Annotated in this window: 18 protein-coding genes and 1 pseudogene; 10 read left to right on the top strand and 9 right to left on the bottom strand. The window is 55.5% G+C overall.

Annotation, left to right across the window (positions count from 1 at the left end; genetic code table 11):
* Positions 1 to 2: 2 nt before the first annotated feature.
* From QN378_RS14850 to QN378_RS14840, 3 genes are all read right to left on the bottom strand, one after another.
* Complete coding sequence (locus QN378_RS14850; RefSeq protein ID WP_322204515.1) at positions 3 to 884, bottom strand: alpha/beta hydrolase; 882 nt, start codon at positions 882 to 884, stop codon at positions 3 to 5.
* Between the two features lie 150 nt (positions 885 to 1,034).
* Positions 1,035 to 2,186 carry an MFS transporter gene (locus QN378_RS14845; protein WP_322204517.1) on the bottom strand — a complete coding sequence of 384 codons (1,152 nt, stop codon included), beginning with the start codon at positions 2,184 to 2,186 and terminating at the stop codon, positions 1,035 to 1,037.
* Between the two features lie 187 nt (positions 2,187 to 2,373).
* Entirely contained in the window at positions 2,374 to 3,015 is a 642-nt protein-coding gene (locus tag QN378_RS14840) for an HD domain-containing protein (RefSeq protein ID WP_322204519.1), read from the bottom strand.
* Positions 3,016 to 3,240: 225 nt separating this feature from the next.
* Here QN378_RS14840 and rarD point away from each other — a divergent pair, with 225 nt between their 5' ends.
* Positions 3,241 to 4,137, top strand: a complete 897-nt coding sequence (gene rarD, locus QN378_RS14835) for an EamA family transporter RarD (RefSeq protein WP_322204521.1) — start codon at positions 3,241 to 3,243, stop codon at positions 4,135 to 4,137.
* A gap of 66 nt (positions 4,138 to 4,203) precedes the next feature.
* On the opposite strand, the gene zapE is transcribed toward rarD, so the two are convergent.
* Entirely contained in the window at positions 4,204 to 5,328 is a 1,125-nt protein-coding gene (zapE, locus tag QN378_RS14830) for a cell division protein ZapE (RefSeq protein ID WP_323547404.1), read from the bottom strand.
* Positions 5,329 to 5,394: 66 nt separating this feature from the next.
* A complete protein-coding gene (locus QN378_RS14825; RefSeq protein WP_323547402.1) occupies positions 5,395 to 6,840 on the bottom strand; it encodes a SulP family inorganic anion transporter in 1,446 nt (481 codons plus the stop codon).
* A 288-nt stretch (positions 6,841 to 7,128) separates the two neighbouring features.
* Between QN378_RS14825 and QN378_RS23630 the strand changes: the two are divergent.
* Both QN378_RS23630 and QN378_RS23625 read left to right on the top strand, forming a co-directional pair.
* Positions 7,129 to 8,274, top strand: a pseudogene (locus tag QN378_RS23630) (cache and HAMP domain-containing protein); the annotation flags it as partial.
* A gap of 117 nt (positions 8,275 to 8,391) precedes the next feature.
* Positions 8,392 to 9,129 (top strand): methyl-accepting chemotaxis protein, encoded by a 738-nt coding sequence (locus tag QN378_RS23625; RefSeq protein ID WP_407074126.1) that lies wholly within the window; start codon positions 8,392 to 8,394, stop codon positions 9,127 to 9,129.
* Positions 9,130 to 9,207: 78 nt separating this feature from the next.
* On the opposite strand, the gene QN378_RS14815 is transcribed toward QN378_RS23625, so the two are convergent.
* Complete coding sequence (locus QN378_RS14815; RefSeq protein WP_323547398.1) at positions 9,208 to 10,986, bottom strand: ABC transporter transmembrane domain-containing protein; 1,779 nt, start codon at positions 10,984 to 10,986, stop codon at positions 9,208 to 9,210.
* A gap of 286 nt (positions 10,987 to 11,272) precedes the next feature.
* Between QN378_RS14815 and QN378_RS14810 the strand changes: the two genes are divergently transcribed.
* The gene (locus QN378_RS14810) at positions 11,273 to 11,449 is read left to right on the top strand and encodes a PA1571 family protein (RefSeq protein ID WP_323547396.1); all 177 of its coding nucleotides are present in this window, start codon (positions 11,273 to 11,275) and stop codon (positions 11,447 to 11,449) included.
* Between the two features lie 172 nt (positions 11,450 to 11,621).
* Positions 11,622 to 12,611 carry a zeta toxin family protein gene (locus QN378_RS14805; RefSeq protein ID WP_323547394.1) on the top strand — a complete coding sequence of 330 codons (990 nt, stop codon included), beginning with the start codon at positions 11,622 to 11,624 and terminating at the stop codon, positions 12,609 to 12,611.
* A gap of 43 nt (positions 12,612 to 12,654) precedes the next feature.
* On the opposite strand, the gene pdxB is transcribed toward QN378_RS14805, so the two are convergent.
* Complete coding sequence (gene pdxB / locus QN378_RS14800) at positions 12,655 to 13,797, bottom strand: 4-phosphoerythronate dehydrogenase PdxB (protein ID WP_323547392.1); 1,143 nt, start codon at positions 13,795 to 13,797, stop codon at positions 12,655 to 12,657.
* 142 nt (positions 13,798 to 13,939) lie between these two features.
* On the opposite strand from pdxB, the gene QN378_RS14795 reads away from it, so the two are divergent.
* A complete protein-coding gene (locus QN378_RS14795) occupies positions 13,940 to 15,352 on the top strand; it encodes an MATE family efflux transporter (RefSeq protein ID WP_322204535.1) in 1,413 nt (470 codons plus the stop codon).
* Between the two features lie 146 nt (positions 15,353 to 15,498).
* On the opposite strand, the gene tusA is transcribed toward QN378_RS14795, so the two are convergent.
* Together tusA and rlmM are read right to left on the bottom strand one after the other, a co-directional pair.
* Positions 15,499 to 15,753 carry a sulfurtransferase TusA gene (tusA, locus tag QN378_RS14790; protein WP_322204536.1) on the bottom strand — a complete coding sequence of 85 codons (255 nt, stop codon included), beginning with the start codon at positions 15,751 to 15,753 and terminating at the stop codon, positions 15,499 to 15,501.
* Positions 15,754 to 15,827: 74 nt separating this feature from the next.
* The gene (gene rlmM, locus QN378_RS14785) at positions 15,828 to 16,892 is read right to left on the bottom strand and encodes a 23S rRNA (cytidine(2498)-2'-O)-methyltransferase RlmM (RefSeq protein ID WP_323547389.1); all 1,065 of its coding nucleotides are present in this window, start codon (positions 16,890 to 16,892) and stop codon (positions 15,828 to 15,830) included.
* A gap of 233 nt (positions 16,893 to 17,125) precedes the next feature.
* On the opposite strand from rlmM, the gene acnA reads away from it, so the two are divergent.
* The 4 genes from acnA (at position 17,126) to QN378_RS14765 (ending at position 23,815) form a co-directional block, all read left to right on the top strand.
* Positions 17,126 to 19,894 (top strand): aconitate hydratase AcnA, encoded by a 2,769-nt coding sequence (gene acnA, locus QN378_RS14780; RefSeq protein WP_322204540.1) that lies wholly within the window; start codon positions 17,126 to 17,128, stop codon positions 19,892 to 19,894.
* 398 nt (positions 19,895 to 20,292) lie between these two features.
* Positions 20,293 to 21,858 carry a PAS domain-containing methyl-accepting chemotaxis protein gene (locus QN378_RS14775; RefSeq protein WP_322204541.1) on the top strand — a complete coding sequence of 522 codons (1,566 nt, stop codon included), beginning with the start codon at positions 20,293 to 20,295 and terminating at the stop codon, positions 21,856 to 21,858.
* Between the two features lie 240 nt (positions 21,859 to 22,098).
* A complete protein-coding gene (locus QN378_RS14770) occupies positions 22,099 to 22,764 on the top strand; it encodes a hypothetical protein (RefSeq protein ID WP_322204542.1) in 666 nt (221 codons plus the stop codon).
* Between the two features lie 409 nt (positions 22,765 to 23,173).
* Positions 23,174 to 23,815 carry a hypothetical protein gene (locus QN378_RS14765; protein ID WP_322204544.1) on the top strand — a complete coding sequence of 214 codons (642 nt, stop codon included), beginning with the start codon at positions 23,174 to 23,176 and terminating at the stop codon, positions 23,813 to 23,815.
* Positions 23,816 to 23,838 lie beyond the last annotated feature (23 nt).

Raw genomic sequence — 23,838 nt, 5'->3', positions numbered from 1 at the left:
TATCAGACACAACCCAGAAACGGCAGCACGTGTGTCAGCAGCAGTTCCGGTGCCTCTTCAGCGATGTAGTGCCCTGCGGCAATAGGTTTGCCGCGCACATCAGTGGCAACGAGTTGCCATTCCTTGAGCGGATCAAAGCAACGCCCGACAATCCCCTCCTCACCCCACAGCACCATCAACGGCAGCTGTAGCCGATTGCCTGCTGCTATGTCGGCACGGTCATGATCGAGGTCGATACCGGCACTGGCCCGGTAATCTTCGCAAATGCCACGCGCTGCACCCGGCAGTCTCAGGCAGCGCAGGTATTCGCCAAACGCTTCGTCGGTAAACGGTGCCATGCCTGCGCTACGGCTACCCATTACGCTGCGCAGGAATTGTTCGGGATCAGCTTCAATCAAAGTTTCCGGCAGCGGAGCCGGGCGAATTAGAAAAAACCAATGCCAATAGGCACGAGCGAAAGCCTCGTTGGTTTGGCTATACATCGACAGCGTGGGGGCGATGTCCAGCAGCACCATGCGGTTCACGGTCTGTGGATGATCCAACGCCAACCGATGGGCAACCCTGGCGCCACGGTCGTGGGCCAATATCGAAAACGTTGAAAAGCCCAATTTACCCATCAACTCAACGTTGTCGCGGCCCATTTCGCGCTTGGAATAAAGGCTGTGGTCGGCGTCAGCCAACGGCTTGCTGCTGTCGCCGTAACCACGCAGGTCAGCCGCGACCACCGTGAATCGCTTGGCCAGGGTTTCGGCGACTTTGTGCCAGATCACGTGGGTTTGCGGGTGGCCGTGCAGCAGCAATAGGCCGGGGCCAGAACCGCCAATCCGGTAGGCGATTTCAACGCCATTGACCTGACACGCATGCTTTTCAAATCCAGCGAACATGGATGACTCCTTATGATTGTTAGAGACATCCTAGATTGCTATGCGATAACGGCAAGGCGCGAAACGTGGCGCCCCCGTTCATGAAGTGTGTTTGCTCGGCGGAGCCAATCATGCTTGCTGGACAGCGACGTCCCGCTGGGTTGGTTCAGCTCAGACCCTGAGCAACCGGCCACCCAACGCCACACCCAGCAGCAGCAAGGCAATGCTCAGAAACGCCAGGTTCAAGCTGCTGGCATGGGCGATGAACCCGATAACGGCCGGTCCCGCAAGAATGCCGCCGTACCCCAGCGTGGTGACGGCCGGAACCGCCACGTGCTCCGGCATGACGGTTTGCCGTCCGATGGCGCTGTAGAGCACCGGCACGATATTCGAGCACCCAACGCCTACCAACGCGTACCCCAGCAGCGTCGCTTCCCAGGTGGGAATAACTGTTGCCAGTGTTAATCCTGCTGACGCGCACAGGCCGCCCAATATGATCATCCGATTGGCCCCGACCCGACGTACGATGGCATCACCGAAGAGTCGGCCGAGCGTCATCGTCAGGGCGAATACCGCATAACCTAAGCCTGCGTAAGCAGGGTCGACGCCGCGCATCGAACTCAGAAACACGGCGCTCCAGTCAAGCATCGCGCCTTCAGTCAGGAACACCGTCATGCACAGCAAACCGATAAACAACACGGTGCCGTGGGGAACGGCAAACGCCGGTCCTTTGCTTTCACTGCCATAAGTGAGGAAATGCGGCGAGGCCTTAACCAGCGCGATACCAATGATCGCCACGACCACCCACATGGCGATCAACGGGGAAGCGCCAGCACCGAGCAAGCCGCTGACACTGGCTGCGCTGGCGATCCCGCCGAGACTGAATAAGCCATGAAAACCCGACATCATGGTTCTACCGCTCGCCCGCTCGACAATAATCGCCTGAGTGTTTGCCGTGCAATCTAACGCCCCCATGCTGGCGCCGAACACAAACAGGGTCACAATCAGCAGGGGCAAGCTGGAGACCGTCGCCAATAATGGCAGGCATATACAGACCAATACGCTGGACATCACCAAGACCAATCGGCAGCCAAAGCGTGCGGCGAGTATTCCCGCTAAGGGCATCGCGATGATCGAGCCAACGCCCAAGCACAACAGCAATAGCCCGAGCGCGCCGTCGTTTAATCCCAAGCGCGCCTTAGCATAAGGCACCAATGGCGCCCAAGCGGCGACGCTGAAGCCGGCGATGAAAAAGGCAATTCGAGTGGAAAGCTGCTCGCGCCGAGCGCTGATGGCTGGCGCGAGGATATTGATGGAAGTCATGCAACGTCCTTCGAAAACGTCAAGCGGGTAGAACCCGGCAATCGAAGTAGCCTAACAAAGGTGGCGGACTAACCAAATGTTTTGCATCGCTTTTAAAATAGCCTTCTCGAATGAATTCGGTTCCACAGGGATGATTTCTCCGTGGGCGCGAATTCATTTGCGAAAGTTTAGACGCAGTTTTGCAGGGTTAAGCCATCCAAGGGGATGTGCGGATGATTTCGACGAAGTTCATTGGTTTGAACTTAGGATCAACGGCCACCAGTACATCAGCGTTCACGGTACCGAACGTAGTATCTGGTTTGTCTTTGAAGCCGTCGGCGAATGCGCAGATGATGCACTCCTTGAAGCCATTACCACGTGGGTGCGCATGCACGACAGCGTCACGCTGTTCAGCGGAGAAGGCCGCGTATTCCATACCCAGCACGTCCATTTCGACCCCCGCAGTCACCAATGCGACGTTCGGACGCAAATGGCGCACAACGTTCGGTGTGGTGTGCAGGGCAATGGATAACCAGACCTGTTCCATGTCGCCTTCCGACAAGCCAAAGGGCTTCACGAACGCGCGTGCAGCATTGGCACTGTCAACTTCAAAACGCTCGTCAGCGCTGCGATGACCTTCAACCAGACCGAGGTCATGGAACATTGCACCGACGTACAGCTGCTCCGCATCGTACTTGAGCCCTTGACGTTCACCGCTCAATGCGCCGAACAGAAAAACCCGGCGAGAGTGGTGATACAGCAGGTCAGGTTCGTTATCCCGAATGTATTCAGTGGTGGCTTTGGCCAAGGCACTGTCAGGGATTTTAATACCGGCGATGGTAGCGGTCATAGGGACGTTCCTCAGGCTGTCGCACCTGTACGGCGCGGCTGAAACAAGTCTCCGCCGGTGGGGTATTTGCCACAATCCGTGCGAGGTTACGTTATCTGCCAAACGTCCGTCATATCCTGCCACAAGGGATCGGCTAGACTACGCGCCGCTTCTGCCTTGGCTAAAACCAAATCCGGCGCAGAACATCTGCGCAACTAATAAGAATTCATAAAACGTGAGGAAGTTGTGTCAAAAGGCATTGTGCTGTCGGTTCTGGCCTCGATTCTGTTTGCGGTCATGTATTTTTACACGTCATTGCTCAAGCCTCTGGGCGGCAGCGAAATCTTTGGCTGGCGCATGCTGCTGACGGTGCCATGCGTAACGCTGTTTATGCTCTCCAGCGGCGATTGGCGACTGGTACGTGACATTGCCAAGCGCCTGCGGCGATCACCCATTCTATTAACAAGCATGCTGCTGTCATCGTTTTTGCTGGGCGTGCAGCTCTGGCTGTTCATGTGGGCGCCGCTGCATGGGCGCAGTATGGACGTGTCGCTGGGCTATTTTTTGTTGCCACTGACCATGATCGTTACCGGGCGCATCGCTTATGGGGAACACCTGTCACGCTTACAAACCATCGCTGCGTGTTGCGCCTTGGTGGGAGTTGGCAACGAGCTATACCGCGTGGGAAGTTTTTCTTGGGAGACCCTGCTGGTGGCTTTGGGTTACCCGCTTTATTTCGTCCTGCGGCGCAGGCTGAGCACCGATAACCTTGGCGGTCTCTGGTTTGACATGGCACTCATGCTGCCGCTAGGCCTGTGGTTCATTTTCAGCGGCGATCCCAGCGCCCTCTCCCACTTTCCACGCCTGTATGTGTTGATTCCGGTCTTGGGCATGATCAGCGCATCGGCACTGTGCAGCTACATCATCGCCAGCCGTCTGTTGCCCTTCAGCCTGTTTGGCCTGCTGAGTTATGTCGAACCGGTGTTATTGGTCGGCGTGGCGTTGTTGCTGGGTGAAAGCATCAACCGCGATGAATGGCTGACTTACCTGCCGATCTGGTTCGCGGTGCTGATACTGATCGCCGAAGGCAGCAAACACTTGCTGGCCCAGCGCCGAAAGAATCGCGTCCGCGCTGTTTTGTAGAGCAACGTGTTGGCGAGACGCGCTATACGGGGTATCAGTTACGCCGTCTCGCAAACACGTTCGCTGCTACGGATTTGAAAACCGCTCCAATTGCATTTCCTGCAATCGACTCAACGTGCGACGAAACGCAAAAGCTAAATAGCCTTCGTTGTACAACTCATCTAACGGCACCTGCGCCTCTACATACAGCGGTACTCGGCGGTCATAGCACTCGTCAATCAGTGCAATAAAGCGCCGAACACCGTCGTCATTGACTGATAATTGTGGCAGTTCACGATCACCGGCGGCGACTTGCAGGGCCGCGTCTTCAGTCCCCCGCGCGATTTTTCCTGCACGCTGCTTAGCGCTCAGCGCCGGTACTTCGCTGAGCAAAATCGCTGAAAAGCGGTCGCACACCTCGATGAAATCCATGGCCGCTAAGGGTTGTTCGCACACGTCGCGATAACGACACCAAAGAATAGTGTCGCTGTGCCGAATCACGTTGATATTGCGATGGCCAATCGCAACCGGGTCAGTCGAAGAAGACCGGCCCCCGCTCAGTTTTTCAAATACACCGCCCAGCGCACTCGGGCTGCCCGGCTGACTCACCCAATACCGCCGGTGCAATTGACCTGGATGCAGACGATGATCTTCGCCGCCGTCCACCGCGACCACCGCCATGTGATGATTGATGGCGATGATGGCCGGTGCGAAGCGTTCACGGTTGTAACCTTCGGCATACAGCTGGTCGGGTGGTTGATTGGAGGTAGACACCACCACCACGCCCTCTTCGAACATTACCTGGAACAAGCTACCCAGAATGATTGCGTCGCCGATGTCGCTGACGAACAACTCATCGAAACACAGCACCCGCACCTCTTTGCTCAGTTCCCGTGCCAACGCCCGCAAAGGATTAGGGGTGCCGGTAAGTTGGAACAGGCGCCTGTGAACCCAGCGCATGAAGTGATGAAAGTGCTGACGCCGCGCGGGCACGGTCAAGCTTTCGTAGAAACGGTCCATCAACCAGGTTTTGCCACGCCCCACCGGCCCCCACAAGTAAACGCCCTTGATCGCTGACCGACGCTTGCCGTCGTGCAGTGTCAGGAAACAGTCTTGCAGGCACAGTGCAGCATTCAACTGTGCAGCATCGGGGGTAAACCCGTGCTGGTCGATGGCCCGTTGATAGGCGTCCAGAGGAGAAACAACATTCATCTAAAGTTACCGGCAGGCTCAAGCCCGCATGTTCACACAAAACGCAACGCCCGTACCCGTCGCCGGTTATTCGTGATGAACGCCGGCGCGTTTAAGCATGTGCTTGCAGCGCTCGGACAAGTGAAGCACGCGCAAGTGTTTGCCCACCTTGAGGTAGCGCTCACGCAATGCCTTCAATGCAGCGATCGCTGAATAGTCGACAAAACTCAATCGTCGACAGTCAAGGATCACAAGGGCAGGATCGTTTGCGGGGTCGAACTGGTTGAGGAACGGTGTCGTTGAGGCGAAGAACAGCGTGCCATGCACGCGATAGAGTTTGCTCCCGTCAGCTTCCAGTGAACTGTCGGCGTAGAGTTCGCGTGCCTGCTGCCAAGCGAAATTGAGCGCGGCAATGACAATGCCGCACAACACTGCGGTGGCCAGATCGGTGAACACCGTGATCACCGTCACCGCCAAAATCACCAGCACGTCGTTCAGTGGCACCTTATTCAGCACTCGTAGCGAGGCCCAGGCAAAGGTTTGCTGCGACACCACAAACATCACGCCGACCAACGCGGCCAGCGGGATATGCTCGATCAGCGGCGAAAGAAACAACACGAACAACAGGATCATGACCCCAGCGACCACACCGGAAAAACGTCCGCGGCCATTGGAGCTGAGATTAATCACGGTTTGACCGATCATCGCGCAACCGCCCATGCCGCCAAACAGACCGGAGACCATATTGGCCGCCCCCAGCGCCACGCATTCGCGATCCGGGTAACCACGGCTCTCGGTAATCTCGTCGGTAAGGTTGAGCGTCAGGAGGGTTTCCAGTATGCCAACCAAGGCCATCAATACCGCGTAAGGGCCCACGATGCGCAGGGTGTCAAGGCTCCAAGGCACCTGCGGGAACGCCAGGTCGGGCAAACCTCCGGCAATGTGCGCCATGTCTCCAAGGGTGCGTGTCGGCAGACCAAGCAGGTACACCGCCAGACCGACGCCGAGGATGGCCACCAGCGCTGGCGGCACGGCGCGGGTCAACCGTGGCAGCAGATAAACAGTGGCCATGGTCGATGCCACCAGCCCGATCATCAGGTAAAGCGCTGAACCACTCAGCCAGGTCTCGCCGCTCTTGAACTGCTCCAACTGCGCCAGAGCGATGATAATTGCCAGGCCGTTGACGAAGCCCAGCATCACCGGGTGCGGCACCATACGCACTAACTTACCCAGTCGAAGCAGGCCGAACGCAACCATCAACAACCCACCGATCAACACCGTGGCGAGCAAGTACTGCACGCCGTGTTGTACCACCAGCGCAACGATCACCACGGCCATCGAGCCCGCAGCACCGGAAATCATTCCAGGCCTCCCGCCAAACAAAGCAGTCAGGGTGCAAATGATGAAGGCGCCGTATAAGCCCATCAGCGGATTGAGATGAGCAACCAGAGCAAAAGCAATACATTCGGGCAGCAGGGCGAATGACGTCGTCAATCCAGCCAGAGCATCGGCGCGTAGGCGATTTGATTTCATGGCTTACCTAATAAGTTGGCCAGCGAAGCCGGTCGCAGGAACGCGGGAAAAGAGGGGGGAGAATGGTACGGAGTTGAGACCGGTCCCGCTAGCGGAATGCCACATAAGCACTCATTTCTCGCCAGGGGCTGCTCCGAAATGACACAGCGCTGATATAGGGTGGCGTGTGGTTTGGTCTTAATCAGATCTTTAAATTTCTTCGAAAAGCCGCTCTAGCTCGGGCCATCGGGACATAGCCCCACCCTAAAGCTGACCAAAAGATCAACTTTATGGCGCAATTATTGCCTTATGCAAAGATTCCCCAGCACTTTTCCGTCGTGGTTGTGCGTCCGCTCGTTTTGGAGTTTCCCTATGCCTGTCTGGCGAAAAAGTATTCAGTGGCAACTCACCTTGAGCATGGGTGCTGCATTGGTGATCAGTAGCCTGATTGTGATCGCTATTTACGCCTTCGCCTTAAATCGGTTGACCGATCGTTATTTGCTGCAACAGGCGATGCCCGCCAGTGTCGAGGCAATCCGTAACGACCTTGAACGGCTCCTTGCCTCCCCTCTCACCGCAGCCAGTGATATTGCCGACAACACACTGGTCGAGGATTGGCTGCGCACGGGCGAAGACCCGGCACAACAGGCAACCTTCGTACGCTATCTGGCCAATATCCAGCAAAAACACCACGCATTGACCACCTTTATCGTCGCCAAAGGCAGTGGCCATTATTTCACCAACAGAGGCGTGGACCGCACGTTGCAGCCTGCAACCAAGGAAAACAGCTGGTTCTATGATTTCCTCGCCAGCGGCAAACAGCGCGCGCTGGAAATCGATATTGATAAAAACACTCGGTTACCGACGCTGTTCATCAACCAGCGAATTGAAAGCAACGGTAGCGTTGTTGGCGTGGCAGGCCTTGGCTTCAGCTTGAGTGCCTTGTCAGACATGGTCCGCAACTTCCATTTCGGTGAGCAAGGCCAAGTCTACTTAGTGAGCCCGGACGGCAAGGTCAAGGTTCACCCTAACGCTGATTTCAACGACCGCCAAACACTGGAGCAATTGGTCGGCCCGAGGCCTGCCCACTCTTTACTGGGCGCTACCACCGGTAAAACCCCGGTCGAATTCGAGCGCAACGGCCAGGCTTTTGTCGCCTTGGCTGCTCCGGTGGACTCATTGGGTTGGACCTTGGTCAGTGAAGTGCCGATGGCGGAAGTCTATGGCCCGGCCAAAGACGCTTTGACGATCATTTCCGCCATCAGTCTGGCCGTAGTGCTGTGTTTTCTCGGTTTCGTAGCCTGGATAGCGCGTGGCATCGTGCGCCCCATTCGTCAGGTCACTACTGCCCTGATCGACATTGGTGGCGGCGATGGCGACCTGACCCACCGCCTGGATGATCACCGGCAGAACGAGCTGGGCGACCTGGCCCGAGGCTTCAATCGTTTCATCGCAAGCCTGCGCGAACTGATCGGCGATGCGTTGCAGACCAGCGAACAATTACGCCAAAGCGTGGGGGACGTGGCGCGGGTGGTGGAGAGCACATCGGCACGGGCGGTGCAGCAACAGCAAATGACTGACATGGTCGCCACTGCGGTACATGAGATGGGCCTGACCGTGCAGGAAATTGCCCGAAATGCAGGCGCCGCCGCCCAGGTGTCGCGCAGCACTCAAGACGAAGCCGTGTCCGCCAAAATCATCGTCGGCCAATCGATTGCTCACATTCAGGCGATGTCCGACGGCGTCGGCAACGCAGCGGGCGCGGTCGAAGCGCTGGCGACCAAGATCTCCAACATTGATCAAGTGTTGACGGTAATTCGTAGCATTTCCGAACAGACCAACTTGTTGGCCCTCAACGCAGCCATCGAAGCGGCGCGTGCCGGAGAACTGGGACGCGGGTTTGCCGTGGTAGCCGATGAAGTTCGCACCCTCGCCGGGCGCACCCAGAGCGCCACCGGCGAAATACAGCAGATGATAGGTGAGTTGAAAGGGGGTGCCAGTCAAGCCGTAGCGTCCATGCGCGCAGGTCAAGCCGCCACAGGCACCGGTGTTGAAGCGACCCGCCGCACTGGTAACTCGCTGGATGCCATAGCAGGGCACGTTGAGGAACTCACGGACCGCAACCATCAGGTCGCCGCCGCCACAGAGGAACAAAGTTCGGTCACCGAAGAAATTAACCGTAACGTCCAGGGCATCGCTGACCTTGCTCAGTCGACGGCTAAAGACGTGCAAATTTGTCGCGAGGACTGCCTAAAACTGTCGAGCAAAGCAGAGCATCTGGCCACGCAAATGGCGCGGTTCAAGTTGTAAGCCGTGCTGACTACGCAACAGCACGGCATCGCAGGGCGGGGCAATCCCTTTGAGCGTTTGGGCGTGGGCACACCGCGCCTAAACTACCTCTTCTTGCTGCCCATTAAATTGCAACGCCGCCAACCTCGCGTACAACGGGTTGCTGGCAATCAGTTGTTGATGAGTACCGACGGCAATCAAACGTCCTTGATCAATCACTGCAATGCGGTCGGCGTTCTGTACGGTGGCCAGCCGGTGGGCAATGACCAAGGTTGTGCGGCCTTTCATCAAGCTTGGCAACGCCTGCTGGATAAGGTGTTCGCTTTGAGCGTCCAATGCGCTGGTCGCCTCATCAAGCAAGAGAATCGGCGCATCGACCAGTAAGGCCCGAGCGATTGCCAAACGTTGACGCTGGCCGCCAGACAAGCCAAGTCCGCCTTCCCCCAAGTGTGTCTGATAACCATCGGGCATCTGCAAAATGAACTCATGGGCATGGGCAATACGCGCGGCGGCCTGCACCTGCTCAATCGTTGCTTTAGGGTTGCCGTAGCGGATGTTGTCCTCAACGGTGCCGAAAAACAGTGCAGGGTTTTGCGAAACCATGGCGAAACAACGTCGCAAGTCCGACGGGTCAAGCTGTGCGATGGGCAGCCCTTCCACCAGCACCCGCCCCTGCTGCGGATCATAAAAACGCAATAGCAAATCGAACAGCGTCGACTTACCGGCGCCAGAAGGTCCGACCAGTGCCAAGGTCTCGCCGGCTTCGATAGTCAGGCTAAACCCATCGACAGCATTGCGCTCCGGGCGAGATGGGTACGCAAAACTAACGTTTTCTAAGGTGATCTGACCACTGACCCGTTCCGGCAGGTGCAGTAAACCCTGGATAGGCGGCTCAATTTCGCTAGGCGCCTGAAGCAGCTCTGCGATTCGTTCAGCCGCACCCGCTGCGCGCTGTAGTTCGCCGATGACTTCACTCAAGGTGCCCAAAGCACTGCCTACGATCAGGCTATAGAACACAAATGCTGCCAGCTCCCCACCGGAAATACGCCCGGCGATGACATCCATCCCACCGACCCACAGCATTACCCCAACCGCGCCCAACACCAACACGATCACCAGGGTGATCAGCCAGGAGCGCTGCAATATGCGCTTGCGCGCCGTATTAAATGCCTCTTCCGCCGTCGCGGAGAAACGCACTCTGTCCTGCTGCTGATGGTTGTAAGCCTGTACGGTTTTGATCTGCCCCAATGCTTCGGCGACATAGCTTCCGACGTCGGCAATCCGGTCTTGGCTCAAACGCGAGAGACTGCGCACTCGCCGACCGAAAATCAGGATTGGCGCGACCACCAGCGGCAAGGCGACGACGACGATACTGGTGAGCTTTGGATTGGTAAAAAACAACAAGACAATACCGCCGATCACCATCAGCAAGTTGCGCAGGAATAACGAAAGTGACGACCCGATCACCGACTGTAACAGCGTGGTGTCGGTGGTTAGCCGCGACTGAATTTCTGAGCTTCGGTTATTTTCATAAAACCCCGGATGCAAATTAATTAGATGGTTGAATACCTGTTTACGCATGTCAGCAACCACGCGCTCACCAATCCACGACACCAGGTAAAACCGGGCAAATGTACCCATGGCCAGCCCGACAACCAGTATCAGAAAAAAACCGATCGAACGGTTAAGCATGGCCGGGGATTGAGTCATGAAACCCTGATCGACCATCAGCTTGATGCCTTGCCCCATGGACAAAGTAATGCCCGCAGTAACGATCAATGCCACTAGCGCCCCCATGGCGGGCCATCGATACGGAGCGACGTAACGCAGGGCCAGACGAACGGCATTGCGCTGACGACTTGATAACATTGAGACCATACAAGACACCTGCCTGCCGGAAAGACTGAGCCAGAAAGCCTACACCTGTGGCTCAAACGAAGCTTGAAATATGTAAGGGTCGTAAAATACCGCCATTACCTTCAAATCCCTGTGCTTTTATGAGCTCAATAATTCTACTTATACGGTTCGCTCTAAAAACCTTGCTGGAAATTTTCAGACATTTCTGGTGGACTTAGACGTGTGTTGAACGGGCGTTGAAAGATGTCACAGCGCCGTCATAGAACGAGATTAGTTTTAAGCGCACAACCTGATGAGGAGCCAGGCCATGAGTTTGCAAAACAGCACCAATCACGTATCGCTCGTTCGAGCCACTCCGACCTTGGCTGTCGGTGGCGCCATTCTCGACGACGATGGACGCGAGATACTGATCACTGAAGAAATGGTTCAGGCCGCGTGTCAAGAATGCGATAAAAACTGGGTCAACCCTGAAAAAAAAGATTGATGCTGCAATAAGCATATTTTTAAACCCGGCGTTGATGCCGGGTTTTTTCTGTGTGCCCCTTTCATGCAACATCACGTGACAAGCGCTGGTTTGACACGGTGCGGAAAAGCCAATTACTTCGCCGCAGCTTCCTTAAATTGAAGCGAACCCTATCAAACTAATGGAGTGCCACATGATAGAACCTGCTCGTTATCCTTATACTCCCGCCGATGTGCAGTACGCCTATGACACGCTGTTTGCTGACGTATTTACCCGACCCGCAGTGGTCAATATCTCAACCGTATGGCCACCGAAAATTCTTATTGTCGCTGGGGTGCAAGGGTCGGGAAAAACTTACCTACTCGAGAACGCACTGCTACCCTCGGGCAACTACAACAACTACGTTCGATTGTACTTACCGGCATTCAGGGAGCTTCACCCACACTATCAAGCGATGCGACGTCATGGTGTCTTGCATGCCTACGAACACACAGAGAACTTTGTCAGAGCCGTGTGCGGAAAAATATTCAATCAGGCTTTTAGCTTCAAATATAACGTCATTATGGAATGTGCCTTAGACGACATTAACTTTGCAAATGTTCCAGACATGGTGACGGGGTTGGGGTATCAGTTTGATGTTCATTTAATTGCCTGCAAAAAAGAATTTGCTCATCTATCGACTATCAAAAGGGCGCTCAATAGCTTGACCGACCAAACCCTGGAACGCTTTGTCGACATGACCGCAATTGATGTCAGCATGGGCAACGCTCAGGGAATCCTGACCTCATTCGAAAATGCCTGTATGCGGGCGTCAGGCTCAAAACTTACCTTGTATGAACGAGGTCTTGGGGTACTAAAAAACCGACGCGTTGTGTGCAGCAGTGTGTGCACTGATGGCTTCGAATTACTGCCGCAACCCATAACGAACAATCATGGCGACGTGATAAGCCCGGCACAAAATACGGTCAGTATCATTCGAACGCCCACGCTGAATACTCCGTGCAGTTACTCTCGCTATTGCGAAATAGTGAACGCGCCGATTGAAACCAGAACCGAACGAGGTGAAATGCTTAAAGAATGCCACTTGGCGCTCACCCATACGAACGCCCATTCGGACAACGTGCACTTCTCAGTATTTAACGACTTGTACGCCTATATTGCTAAGCATCTTTACCGATACTGAAAAAACTGCAAGGCTCGCGCGTTGCCTTGCAGATAAATCAAATTTAAACCACACGAGCCCCCAGCGCCGTTACTAATTGTCTTAACGGTTCGGACTCACCATTGATCTGCACAAGTAACCCTTCAATCTCGCGACGCGCAGGATAATGCTTACGTAGCGCATCGAAGGCCAAACGCTGGCTCGCTGTATCGCCGACTAAGCTGCGTCGGAAGTCTGCATCGTCCCGACGTGGGTCATACACCCCACGGCATAGCATGGCCAACGCCCACGTCGGGGAACAGCTTGGGTTCAGGGTTACTTGCGTCAGCCAGGTTTGCGGTAACAATTGCTGCAAACTGATAGCGGGCGCACGTTTTAAGTAAGCACAAAGCGCCTCGTAGATTTGCGCGGTTCCCCGCTGCCGACCGTCAAGGCTGTAGCCGGCGATGTGTGGCGTAGCCAGTACACATAAATCGGCCAATGCTACATCGACTTGCGGCTCGCCTTCCCAGACGTCGAGCACGGCTTGTAAATCTTCGCGCCGCAGCAAAACCTCACGCAAAGCGCCGTTGTCCACCACCGCGCCGCGGCTGGCATTGATCAGCCAAGTGCCCGCCTTGAGCTGACTCAGGCGCTGCTGGTCGAACAAGTGCCATGTACGCATTCCACCGTTTTTGGTCAGAGGCGTGTGCAAACTGATTACGTCGCACTGCTCGATAATCTGTTCAAGGCTGACAAAGTCGCCACCCTCTGCCAACTGCCGAGGCGGATCACACACCAACACATTCCAACCCAAGCCACGTAATACCTCGATCAGGCGGCTGCCAACCTGGCCAGCGCCGACCACGCCATACGTGCGCTGGGTCAGTTCGACACCTTCAATCTCAGCCAAGGTCAACAGACTGCCTAGCACGTAATCCACCACCCCACGCGCGTTGCAACCGGGGGCGCTGGACCACTGAATTCCAGCCTGCTTAAAGTAATCCAGATCCAAATGATCAGTGCCAATGGTGCAGGTGCCGACAAAACGTACCGAGCTACCTTCCAACATTGCCCTATTGACGTTGGTCACCGAGCGCACCAGCAGCACGTCAGCCTCTGCCACCGCAGCACGGTCAATGGAACGGCCCGGCAAACGTCGTATGTCCCCGAATTGGGCGAAAAAGGCGTCGAGCAGCGGGATATTTTCATCGGCAACAATGCGCATGATTGGGCTCCATGGGGTCGGCGGCAGTGTAGGCACAGCCCGCCATCCTGCATGGGATCTACCGCCGACACAACTAGGATTCCTGACCCTAGTGTCAAGCAGGTAGAATGCTCGGCTTTCTGTACCCGCTTTTGGACTGACCGTGAATTGTGCAAAGACACTTGCCCCGCCTAAAGATCTACTGCCGCTCAATCGCACAGCTCGCGTTCGTCTAGAACTTCGCTCGCTGATGGCACTGGCATTGCCAATCATCATTGCGCAACTGGCCTATACCGCGATGGGGTTTGTCGATGCCGTGATGGCGGGCAACGTCGGCCCTCGTGACTTGGCGGCCGTGGCCTTGGGCAACTCGATCTGGGTGCCGATCTATTTGCTGATGACCGGCATATTGTTGGCGACCACGCCCAAAGTCGCGCAGCGGCATGGTGCGGGTCAAACCTCGGAAATAGGCTCCTTGGTGCGGCAGGCATTGTGGTTAGCGTCGACGGTGGGTGTTATCGCCGCGCTGCTGCTGTTGAGCGCTGAACCGGTGCTGCATCTGATGAGCGTTGATCCGGTACTGATCGAACCCTGTATGCGATACCTGCGCGGCATCGCTTGCGGCATGCCCGCTACGGCGTTGTTCTACGTATTGCGCTGCCTCAGTGATGCCCTGGGCCGAACCCGTCCGAGCATGGTGCTGGGTCTCTGCGGCCTGGCGTTGAATATTCCGCTGAATTACATCTTCATCTACGGCCACTTCGGCATGCCGGCGCTTGGCGGGGTTGGTTGCGGATGGGCCACTGCCATTGTGATGTGGGGGATTTTCTTGGGCATGATTGCCTGGGTACGCCGAGCGCCGGTCTATAAGCCGAGCGCCGTTTTTAGCCACTTCGAATGGCCGCAATGGGCAGTGATCAAACGCCTGATCGATATCGGTTTACCTATCGGCATTGCTGTTTTTGCCGAGGCCAGTATTTTTGCCGTGATCGCACTGCTGATCGGCAGTCTAGGCTCGAACGTGGTGGCCGGGCATCAAATCGCCCTCAACTTCAGCTCGCTGGTGTTCATGATCCCGTTTTCGCTGGGCATGGCGGTCACCGTGCGGGTCGGCCAGGCCCTAGGCCGCAATGCGCCACGAGACGCACGTTTTACTGCCGGTGTCGGCATGGCGACGGCGTTGTTTTACGCGTGCTTTTCGGCCAGTTTGATGCTGCTTATGCGTGAGCACATCGCCAGGATTTATACTGCCGACCCACTGGTGATAAAGCTGGCCGCTTCGTTGATTGTGTTTTCGGCGCTGTTCCAGTTTTCCGACGCGATTCAGGTCACCGCAGCAGGTGCGTTGCGCGGTTATCAAGACACACGGGTAACAATGATCCTGACATTGTTCGCCTACTGGGGAGTGGGTTTGCCGGTCGGCTACCTTCTCGGCCTGACCGACGTGCTCGGCCCCGCCAGTGGACCCGGCGGCCTGTGGCAGGGGTTGATTGTCGGCCTATCCTGCGCGGCGTTGATGCTGTCGATGCGCTTGGTCAGCAGTGCGCGCAAGCGGATTCGGATGGCGGCAAGGTAATCCCGGCACTGTGGGACCGAATTTATTCGGGAAGGCTTCAGTCCTGACACCCTGCAACCTCAAACCACACAAAAAGTGCCACACAGTTTGCTGTGCGACAGCGCGGCGTCGAAGACGTGGCGGACCCTCCTACAGAATCTGATCAATCAATCAATCTTCTTGCGAATCCAGTACACATACGTCCCGCCGTCAGCCTGTTGCTCGACCAGTTCATGACCCAGGAACACACAAAACTTGGGAATATCGCGACGGGTTGAAGGGTCGGTGGCGATGACTTTGAGCAAGCCGCCCGCGTGTAAATCCCGCACCTTTTGGTGCAGCATCATCACCGGTTCTGGGCAACTCAGGCCGCTGGCGTCAAGAACCGCGTCAACCGGCAAAGTATCGATGAGTTCGGGCATAGGTCTCTCCAAAAGCTGGCGGGTATTGTCACCCAATAAGCGAATGCCGCCAATTTCGCTGAGTGGGCTCAGAATTAACGGCGCTTGCCGTCCAGTCGACGCAAATGGCAGGTGACTTCTTCGCGGTCGTGGTACAGCTGTTTGCAGCCAATGCTGACGTTGATCCCACGATCAGCAAAACCTTCTTCGATGCGTAACAACAGGCGACGCACTTCGGCAAAGCGCTGTTTCATTGGCAATTTCAAGTTAACCACGGCTTCACGGCACAAGCCCTCCCCCAGCCAGGTTTCTAACAACGCAGCGTTGCGCGCAGGTTTTTCTACGATGTCACACACCATCCAATCCACCGGATGACGTGGCTTAAACGTAAAGCCGTCGGCCATCAAATGCTGCACTAAACCAGTGTCCATCAAGCTCTCGGCCATCGGCCCGTTATCGATGGCGGTCACGAGCATTCCACGACGCACCAGTTGATAGGTCCAGCCACCTGGCGCTGCACCGAGATCGACAGCGGTCATCTCACCCGACAGGCGCTCATCCCATTGATCACGGGGAATAAAATGGTGCCACGCCTCTTCCAGCTTCAAGGTCGAGCGGCTAGGCGATTCACGGGGGAACTTCAAACGTGGGATGCCCATGGGCCACATCGCCGAATTATTAGCCTCTGCCATGCCGAGGAAGACTTCGCGCCCACTCTTGAAGGTCAGCAACAAACGCGGTTTGCTGGCGTCTTCCGTCAGCTTGCCCGCGTTGGTCAACGCTTTGCGCAATGGCGCTTCGAATTTTTTGCAGAAGTTCGACAGCTCTTTGCCGTCGTTGGTATCGACCACCTCCAGCCACAGGCTGCCGAAGACCGGAAAACCTGCCAGCTGCGCCAAAATCACGCTGATACGGTCGGTTTCCGGCAGATCGAGAAACACCCCGCGCGCCCATTGCCGAGGAAAGATCAACTCGGCAAAGCGCTGGCCTTTCATCAAGCGTGCGGCGCCGTCTTCTTCGGTGCACACGAACTCGGCACAGGCCGCGTTGGTTTTGGCTTTGGCATATCCGGCCACGTTCAGGCGAGCCGCATGCTCGGCAATCTCTGAACAGACTTCGCTTTCAAAGCCCGGCCGGCAGTGCATAAACAGGGTGTTCATTCATTTCTCCTGGGCAGTGGCGAAACATTTAGCCACTGCGCGGCGCTTGAGGTGAGCCTCAAGGCTTAAAAGCGGCGCATGATAGCCCAATCATGAACCACTGGCGCCGTTCTGCGGTCCAGTAGTAACTCAAGCCTTAGCCGAAACCACTCAGGAACCTGCATCAGAGCTCGTTCAAGACGCTGTTCAATTCCCAAGGTCCGTACCGTGCGGACTCGTCAAGGAGTTATGTCATGCCCTCCCTCGATAGCCTGAAAAGTCTCAAAACATTAGAAATCGATAATAAGACCTACCATTATTTCAGCCTGCCAGAAGCTGCAAAAACCCTGGGCGACCTGGACACGCTGCCGATGTCGTTGAAAGTGCTGCTGGAAAACCTGCTGCGCTGGGAAGACAACAAGACCGTTACCGGCACCGACCTCAAAGCCTTGGCCGCTTGGCTCACCGAGCGCCGTTCGGACCGGGAAATTCAATACCGCCCGGCTCGGGTGCTGATGCAAGACTTTACCGGCGTGCCGGCGGTGGTCGATTTGGCGGCCATGCGCGCCGCCGTGGCCAAAGCGGGGGGTGATCCACAACGTATCAACCCTCTGTCGCCTGTAGATCTGGTGATCGACCACTCGGTGATGGTCGATAAGTTCGGCGATGCCAGCGCCTTTGGCCAGAACGTCGACATCGAAATGCAGCGCAACGGTGAGCGTTACGCGTTCTTGCGTTGGGGTCAAAGCGCCTTCGACAACTTCAGCGTGGTGCCACCGGGCACCGGGATCTGTCACCAGGTCAACCTGGAATACCTCGGGCGCACGGTGTGGACCAAAGACGAGGATGGCCGCACCTACGCCTTCCCGGACACCCTGGTCGGCACGGACTCCCACACCACCATGATCAATGGTCTCGGTGTGCTCGGTTGGGGCGTCGGCGGTATCGAAGCGGAAGCGGCGATGCTCGGGCAACCGGTGTCGATGCTGATTCCTGAAGTCATCGGTTTCAAGCTGATCGGCAAGCTAAAAGAAGGCATTACTGCCACCGACCTGGTACTGACCGTCACGCAGATGCTGCGTAAAAAAGGCGTGGTCGGTAAATTTGTCGAGTTTTACGGCGACGGGCTGGCCGATCTACCACTGGCCGATCGCGCCACTATCGCCAACATGGCGCCGGAATATGGCGCAACTTGCGGCTTCTTCCCGGTCGACGACATCACCCTGAACTACTTGCGCTTGTCCGGGCGTCCTGCCGAAACCGTAAAACTGGTGGAGGCCTACTGCAAAGCCCAAGGCCTATGGCGCCTGCCGGGTAAAGAGCCAGTATTCACCGACAGCCTTGACCTGGACATGAGCACCGTTGAAGCCAGCCTCGCCGGGCCGAAGCGTCCGCAAGATCGAGTCTCGCTGCCCGACGTCGCACAAGCGTTCAGCGATTTTCTGGGCCTGCAAATCGCGCCATCACATAAAGAAGAAGGTCGACTGGAAAGTGAAGGCGGCGGTGGTGTCGCGGTGGGGAACGCCGACCTGATTGGTGAAGCAGACTACGAGTACCAAGGCCATACCTATCGCCTGAAAAACGGCGCGGTCGTTATCGCGGCCATTACCTCCTGCACCAACACCTCAAACCCCAGCGTGATGATGGCGGCGGGACTGGTGGCAAAAAAAGCCGTGGAAAAAGGGTTGAAGAGCAAACCGTGGGTCAAGACGTCATTGGCGCCGGGCTCCAAAGTGGTCACCGACTACTATAAAGCGGCCGGGCTGACCCAATACCTCGATGCGCTGGGCTTTGATTTGGTCGGCTACGGCTGCACCACTTGCATCGGCAACTCCGGACCGTTGGAGGCACCTATTGAGAAAGCTATCCAACAGTCGGACTTGACGGTTGCCTCGGTACTGTCTGGCAACCGCAACTTCGAAGGCCGTGTACACCCGCTGGTCAAGACCAACTGGCTCGCCTCCCCGCCGTTGGTCGTGGCCTATGCCTTGGCGGGCAGCGTGCGTATCGACATCAGCACCGAATCGCTGGGCGACGGCTCGGATGGCAAACCGGTGTACCTGCGCGATATCTGGCCGAGCCAGAAGGAAATCGCTGACGCCGTTGCCCAGGTCAACACCGGTATGTTCCACAAGGAATACGCCGAAGTGTTTGCCGGTGACGCGCAATGGCAATCGATTGAAGTGCCTCAAGCCGCGACTTATGTCTGGCAGGATGACTCCACCTACATCCAGCACCCGCCATTTTTCGACAATATTGCCGGGCCACTGCCGGTGATCGAAGACGTGGGCGGTGCGAGCATCCTGGCGTTGCTGGGTGACTCGGTGACCACCGACCACATCTCCCCTGCCGGAAATATCAAGGCTGACAGCCCAGCCGGTCGCTACCTGCGGCAAAAAGGCGTCGAACCCCGCGACTTCAACTCCTACGGCTCGCGCCGGGGTAACCATGAAGTCATGATGCGCGGCACGTTCGCCAACATCCGCATCCGCAACGAGATGCTGGGTGGCGAAGAAGGCGGCTATACGATCCATATTCCCACCGAGGAAAAACTACCGATCTATGACGCGGCCATGCGTTACCAGACCGAAGGCACGCCGCTGGTGGTGTTTGCCGGTCTGGAATATGGCACTGGCTCTAGCCGAGACTGGGCCGCAAAGGGCACTAACCTGCTAGGCATCAAGGCGGTTATCGCTGAAAGCTTCGAGCGGATTCACCGCTCTAATCTGGTAGGTATGGGCGTATTACCTTTGCAATTCAAAAACGGCCAAAGTCGCAAGACGCTGAAGCTGAAGGGCGATGAAAAAGTCGACATCAGTGGTTTGACCCACGCCGAGTTACGCCCTGGGATGAGTTTGAAACTGACCATCACCCGCACTGACGGCAGCCATGAAGACGTCGAAGTGCTGTGCCGGATCGATACCCTCAATGAAGTTGAATACTTCAAGGCGGGTGGCATTCTGCACTATGTGTTGCGTCAGTTGATTGGCAATACAGGAGGTCCGCAAGCCATCGCAAGCTGATCGGTTCACGTTATTGACCCAGCGTTTGTCGCCATGCGGGCTGCAGGCGCTGGTATTTTTAGCCAAACGGGCTGGCTGGCCCGCGATGGAGTGCAAAGCACGCCCATCGAAAACGAGCCCGGACCCAACTGATCATAAGTCCAATTTCCTTCCGAATAAGTGAGTGTTAGCGTAAAAGGCCGACGGTGATGGGTGCCTGGCACTCACGTTTTTGTTTGGCCGTCCAAATGAACACCTTGAATTGTCGAACAATATGCAGAAATAAGACCCCGCAAACGGGGGTCACAGCACCCGACTCCCATGTTAACGAGGTAAATTTTGAGTGTTCTTTAAAAAAGACGCTTAATTTTTCTACTATTTGGCCGATACCACGCTATAGCCCAGCGGATCGAACAGCCATGCGTAATAACCAGCCCATCACTCAACGCGAACGGACGTTTCCCGCGCAACAACGGTTGATATCAACCACCGATGCCAAGGGCGTAATCACCTACTGCAATGATGCGTTTGTCGAGATCAGCGGATTTTCCCGCGAAGAACTGCTTCGCGCACCGCACAATACGGTCCGCCACCCCGATGTGCCGTCTGCGGTCTTCGACCATATGTGGAGCACCCTAAAGCAAGCGCAGCCCTGGATGGGGATCGTTAAAAATCGTAGCAAAAACGGCGATTTCTATTGGGTGAACGCCTACGTCACGCCGATGTTTGAGAACAATCAGTGCGTAGGTTATGAGTCGGTACGGGTCAAGCCCACTGCGGAACAAATCCGTCGCGCTGAAGCGCTGTACTTGCGCGTGAATCTGGGAAAATCGGCGGTTCCTGGCCGAGATAAATGGCTGCCTGTGTTACAAGACTGGGTTCCATTCATCATGGTCAGCCAGCTAAGTTTTTTGATCGGTGCGTGGCTGAACTCCAATTGGGGCTTCGCACTGGCGGCCGTATTATCGGTACCGCTAGGCCTGCTCGGGTTGACTTGGCAACAACGTGGCATCAAGCGCCTGTTAAAACTGGCCGAGCAAACCACGTCTGACCCCTTGATTGCTCAAATGTATACCGACAGCCGTGGACCACAGGCCCGACTGGAAATGTCCATTCTCAGTCAGGAGGCGCGCTTGAGGACGTGCCTGACACGCTTGCAAGACACCGCCGAACAACTGACTGACCAAGCCAAGCAGTCGGACACCCTCGCCCACGCCAGCTCTTCGGGACTGGAGCGTCAACGCGTCGAAACCGAACAGGTGGCCACAGCCGTTAATCAGATGGCGGCGACCACTCAAGAAGTTGCCAGCCATGTGCAACGCACTGCGGAGGCGACCCAGCAAGCCAATGAACTGACGCGACGAGGTCGTAATATTGCTGGCGAAACCCGCGCCGCTATCCAGCGCCTGTCTGCCGCTGTCGGCGAAACAGGGCTGACCGTGACCCAGTTGGCCAGAGACAGCAACGAAATCGGCAGCGTAGTCGATGTGATCAAGGGCATTGCTGATCAAACCAATCTGCTGGCGCTGAACGCCGCCATCGAAGCCGCTCGCGCCGGAGAAATGGGCCGGGGGTTCGCAGTAGTCGCCGATGAAGTTCGCCAACTGGCACAACGCACCGCCGAATCCACCGGACAAATTCACGGCCTCATCGCTAAACTTCAACAAACGGCTACTGCGGCGGTGCAAACCATGGACGCCGGTCATCGCCAGGCAGAAGAAGGCGTTGCCAGGGTAATGGAAGCCGATCAGGCCTTGGCTGGCATCAGCGACGCCGTGGCCAACATTACCGACATGACCACCCAAATCGCCGCAGCAACCGAAGAGCAAAGCGCCGTCGCGGAGGAAATCAGCCGTAATATCAGCACCATTGCCGAACTCGCGGATAAAACCTCAGACGAAGCGCGGCGCTCGGCGCAATTGAGCGGTGAGCTGACCAGTACAGCACATACTCAGTACTCACTAGTTGAGCGCTTTAATCGGTAGTTGCTAATCGTTGTATCAGAAGCCCCGACAGACTTGTTTGTTGGGGTTTTTTATTGGGTGGAATTTAGATCGTAGGAAATTTCACACACTTAACCCATTTAGGATACAAACCACTTTAGTGAAAATTTTTTCACCACAGATTGAACTTGACTTAGTTAGCAAAACGCTATTGGTTGAATAATGATAGGTAGGCCTGTCAAAACGATCACTAAAATTAATTAATCTTAGTCAGGAATAAAAATGACCAATCAACCAAAGCATAGCTTAGAGGCCCCTACTGTTCCGGCAGCAGAGCCAGACGGTTTAATTAAAGTTGCCGATCTTCAAAGCGACATTGTCGTTCATTTACCGGTTTGGAGAGGAGCGATATCTCTCGATAGTTACCAACTGTTGGTGAACGGACTCACTATCGGGGATCCCGTTCAATTACCCACCCCCCTTCCAGACGTCGGTAGTTTGTTGACCCGACTCATTCCCATAGCAACTGAGCTCATGAACGATGGAAATTATTCAATCGCCTATCGAACAATTTCGTTCCCAGGACAAAATATATTCGATTCTGAGATGACTGTAATCAAGATCGATCGTACCGCACCGGGCGCAGCCCTGCTGGCTCCAATCATCTTTCCTAACATTACATTCGGTGACTCCCTCGCAGGCTTGATCCCCGGTTATGCCGGGATGGGACGGGGCGACCGTATTCAAACGGTGTGTAATGGAGTGCATGGACCTGTGATTTTGGTAGAGCCTGAGAACCTCACAACTTCATTAATAAAAATTCAGTTCGATAAAGCATTTTTGCTTTCTTTCGAAACCGATAAACTCGTGATCAATTACTCCATCACTGATCGTGCGGGCAATGTATCCATCACCTCTAAAACCATGGAATTAACCATAAACCAATAGTTTTTTGCATATTGTAAAAAACAGGCAGCTGGTCTGCCGGTTTTTTTATTTTTGTCGACGTTAAGTAGATTCCCATGGGCTTGTAGGAATAAATCCGCCCATGTAAGTTTATTCCTACAGCGAATGTTACATATTAGAAAACCCTACCCAAATGGATACGATACTTGACAAATTTCCCGACTAACATTACTTGTAGATGACTCGTTCATTACCTATCGGCCGGAACACCAGCGCCATCACTCCAACCTCACTTTAACTAGAAAAACACGTACGCAGCAGTTAACCTTTGACTAGACGCCGTCGTGCAGTCACACACGGCAATGTATTTCCCAGGATCAAATGATCACCGTGACCTATACATCCAATGCGGCAAAAATTTCAATCTCACTATTCGGAAGGATTATTAAACATGGACGATAACCAGTCGCCTGGCTCTCCTCCCATCAAGAAAAAAAAGCTGCCGACGGAAAGTAACCGTCCAGCTCGGCGAGACAGCCCTAGCAAACCCGGCTTGCCCGCAGGCCCTCAATTTCCGACAGAAACACAAGACAGCCCTAATTTCACTTCGACAACCGAGGAGATGTCACTTAATTACGATCATGAGACAGCGGTTGAATACGCGGCTGCATTGCCAGCCCTGATTTCCGGGCATCTGGCGGCCCCCTCGCTGGAGGACGTCGATCCAACGTCAGTGTCCCTCGACCAAGCCGGAAAAGGTTTCAGGGTGCTGATACCGGGGTCTGCGCACCTCGAACCTGGTGACGAGTTCAACCTGCTATGGGGAGGGGCGGTTTACCCAAAACAAATTATTGATGCGACGAACGCGAACCAAACGGTCATAGGCAGCGAATGGCTGTTTCACAGCCCAAGGTCTCATCTTCAGCAAGGCAAAGTAGAGGTGTGTTACGACGTTTACCGTAACGGCCAAAGGATCGGCACCTCAGCGATTCTGTACGTCAACCTGCACGAGTCCTACACCACAAACGACAAACACAAGAGCCGTAAAACCTCTTTTCAACGCAGAAGTAGACCGAACCGGAAGAAACCCTGACGGCCAAAATCAAAACCCCCAGT

Origin of the sequence: Pseudomonas sp. 10S5, from assembly GCF_035019745.1 — a bacterium.
Taxonomy (GTDB): Bacteria; Pseudomonadota; Gammaproteobacteria; order Pseudomonadales; family Pseudomonadaceae; genus Aquipseudomonas.
The sequence above is the reverse complement of the archived record's forward strand: the minus strand, read 5'-3'. Positions and strand labels throughout refer to the sequence as shown.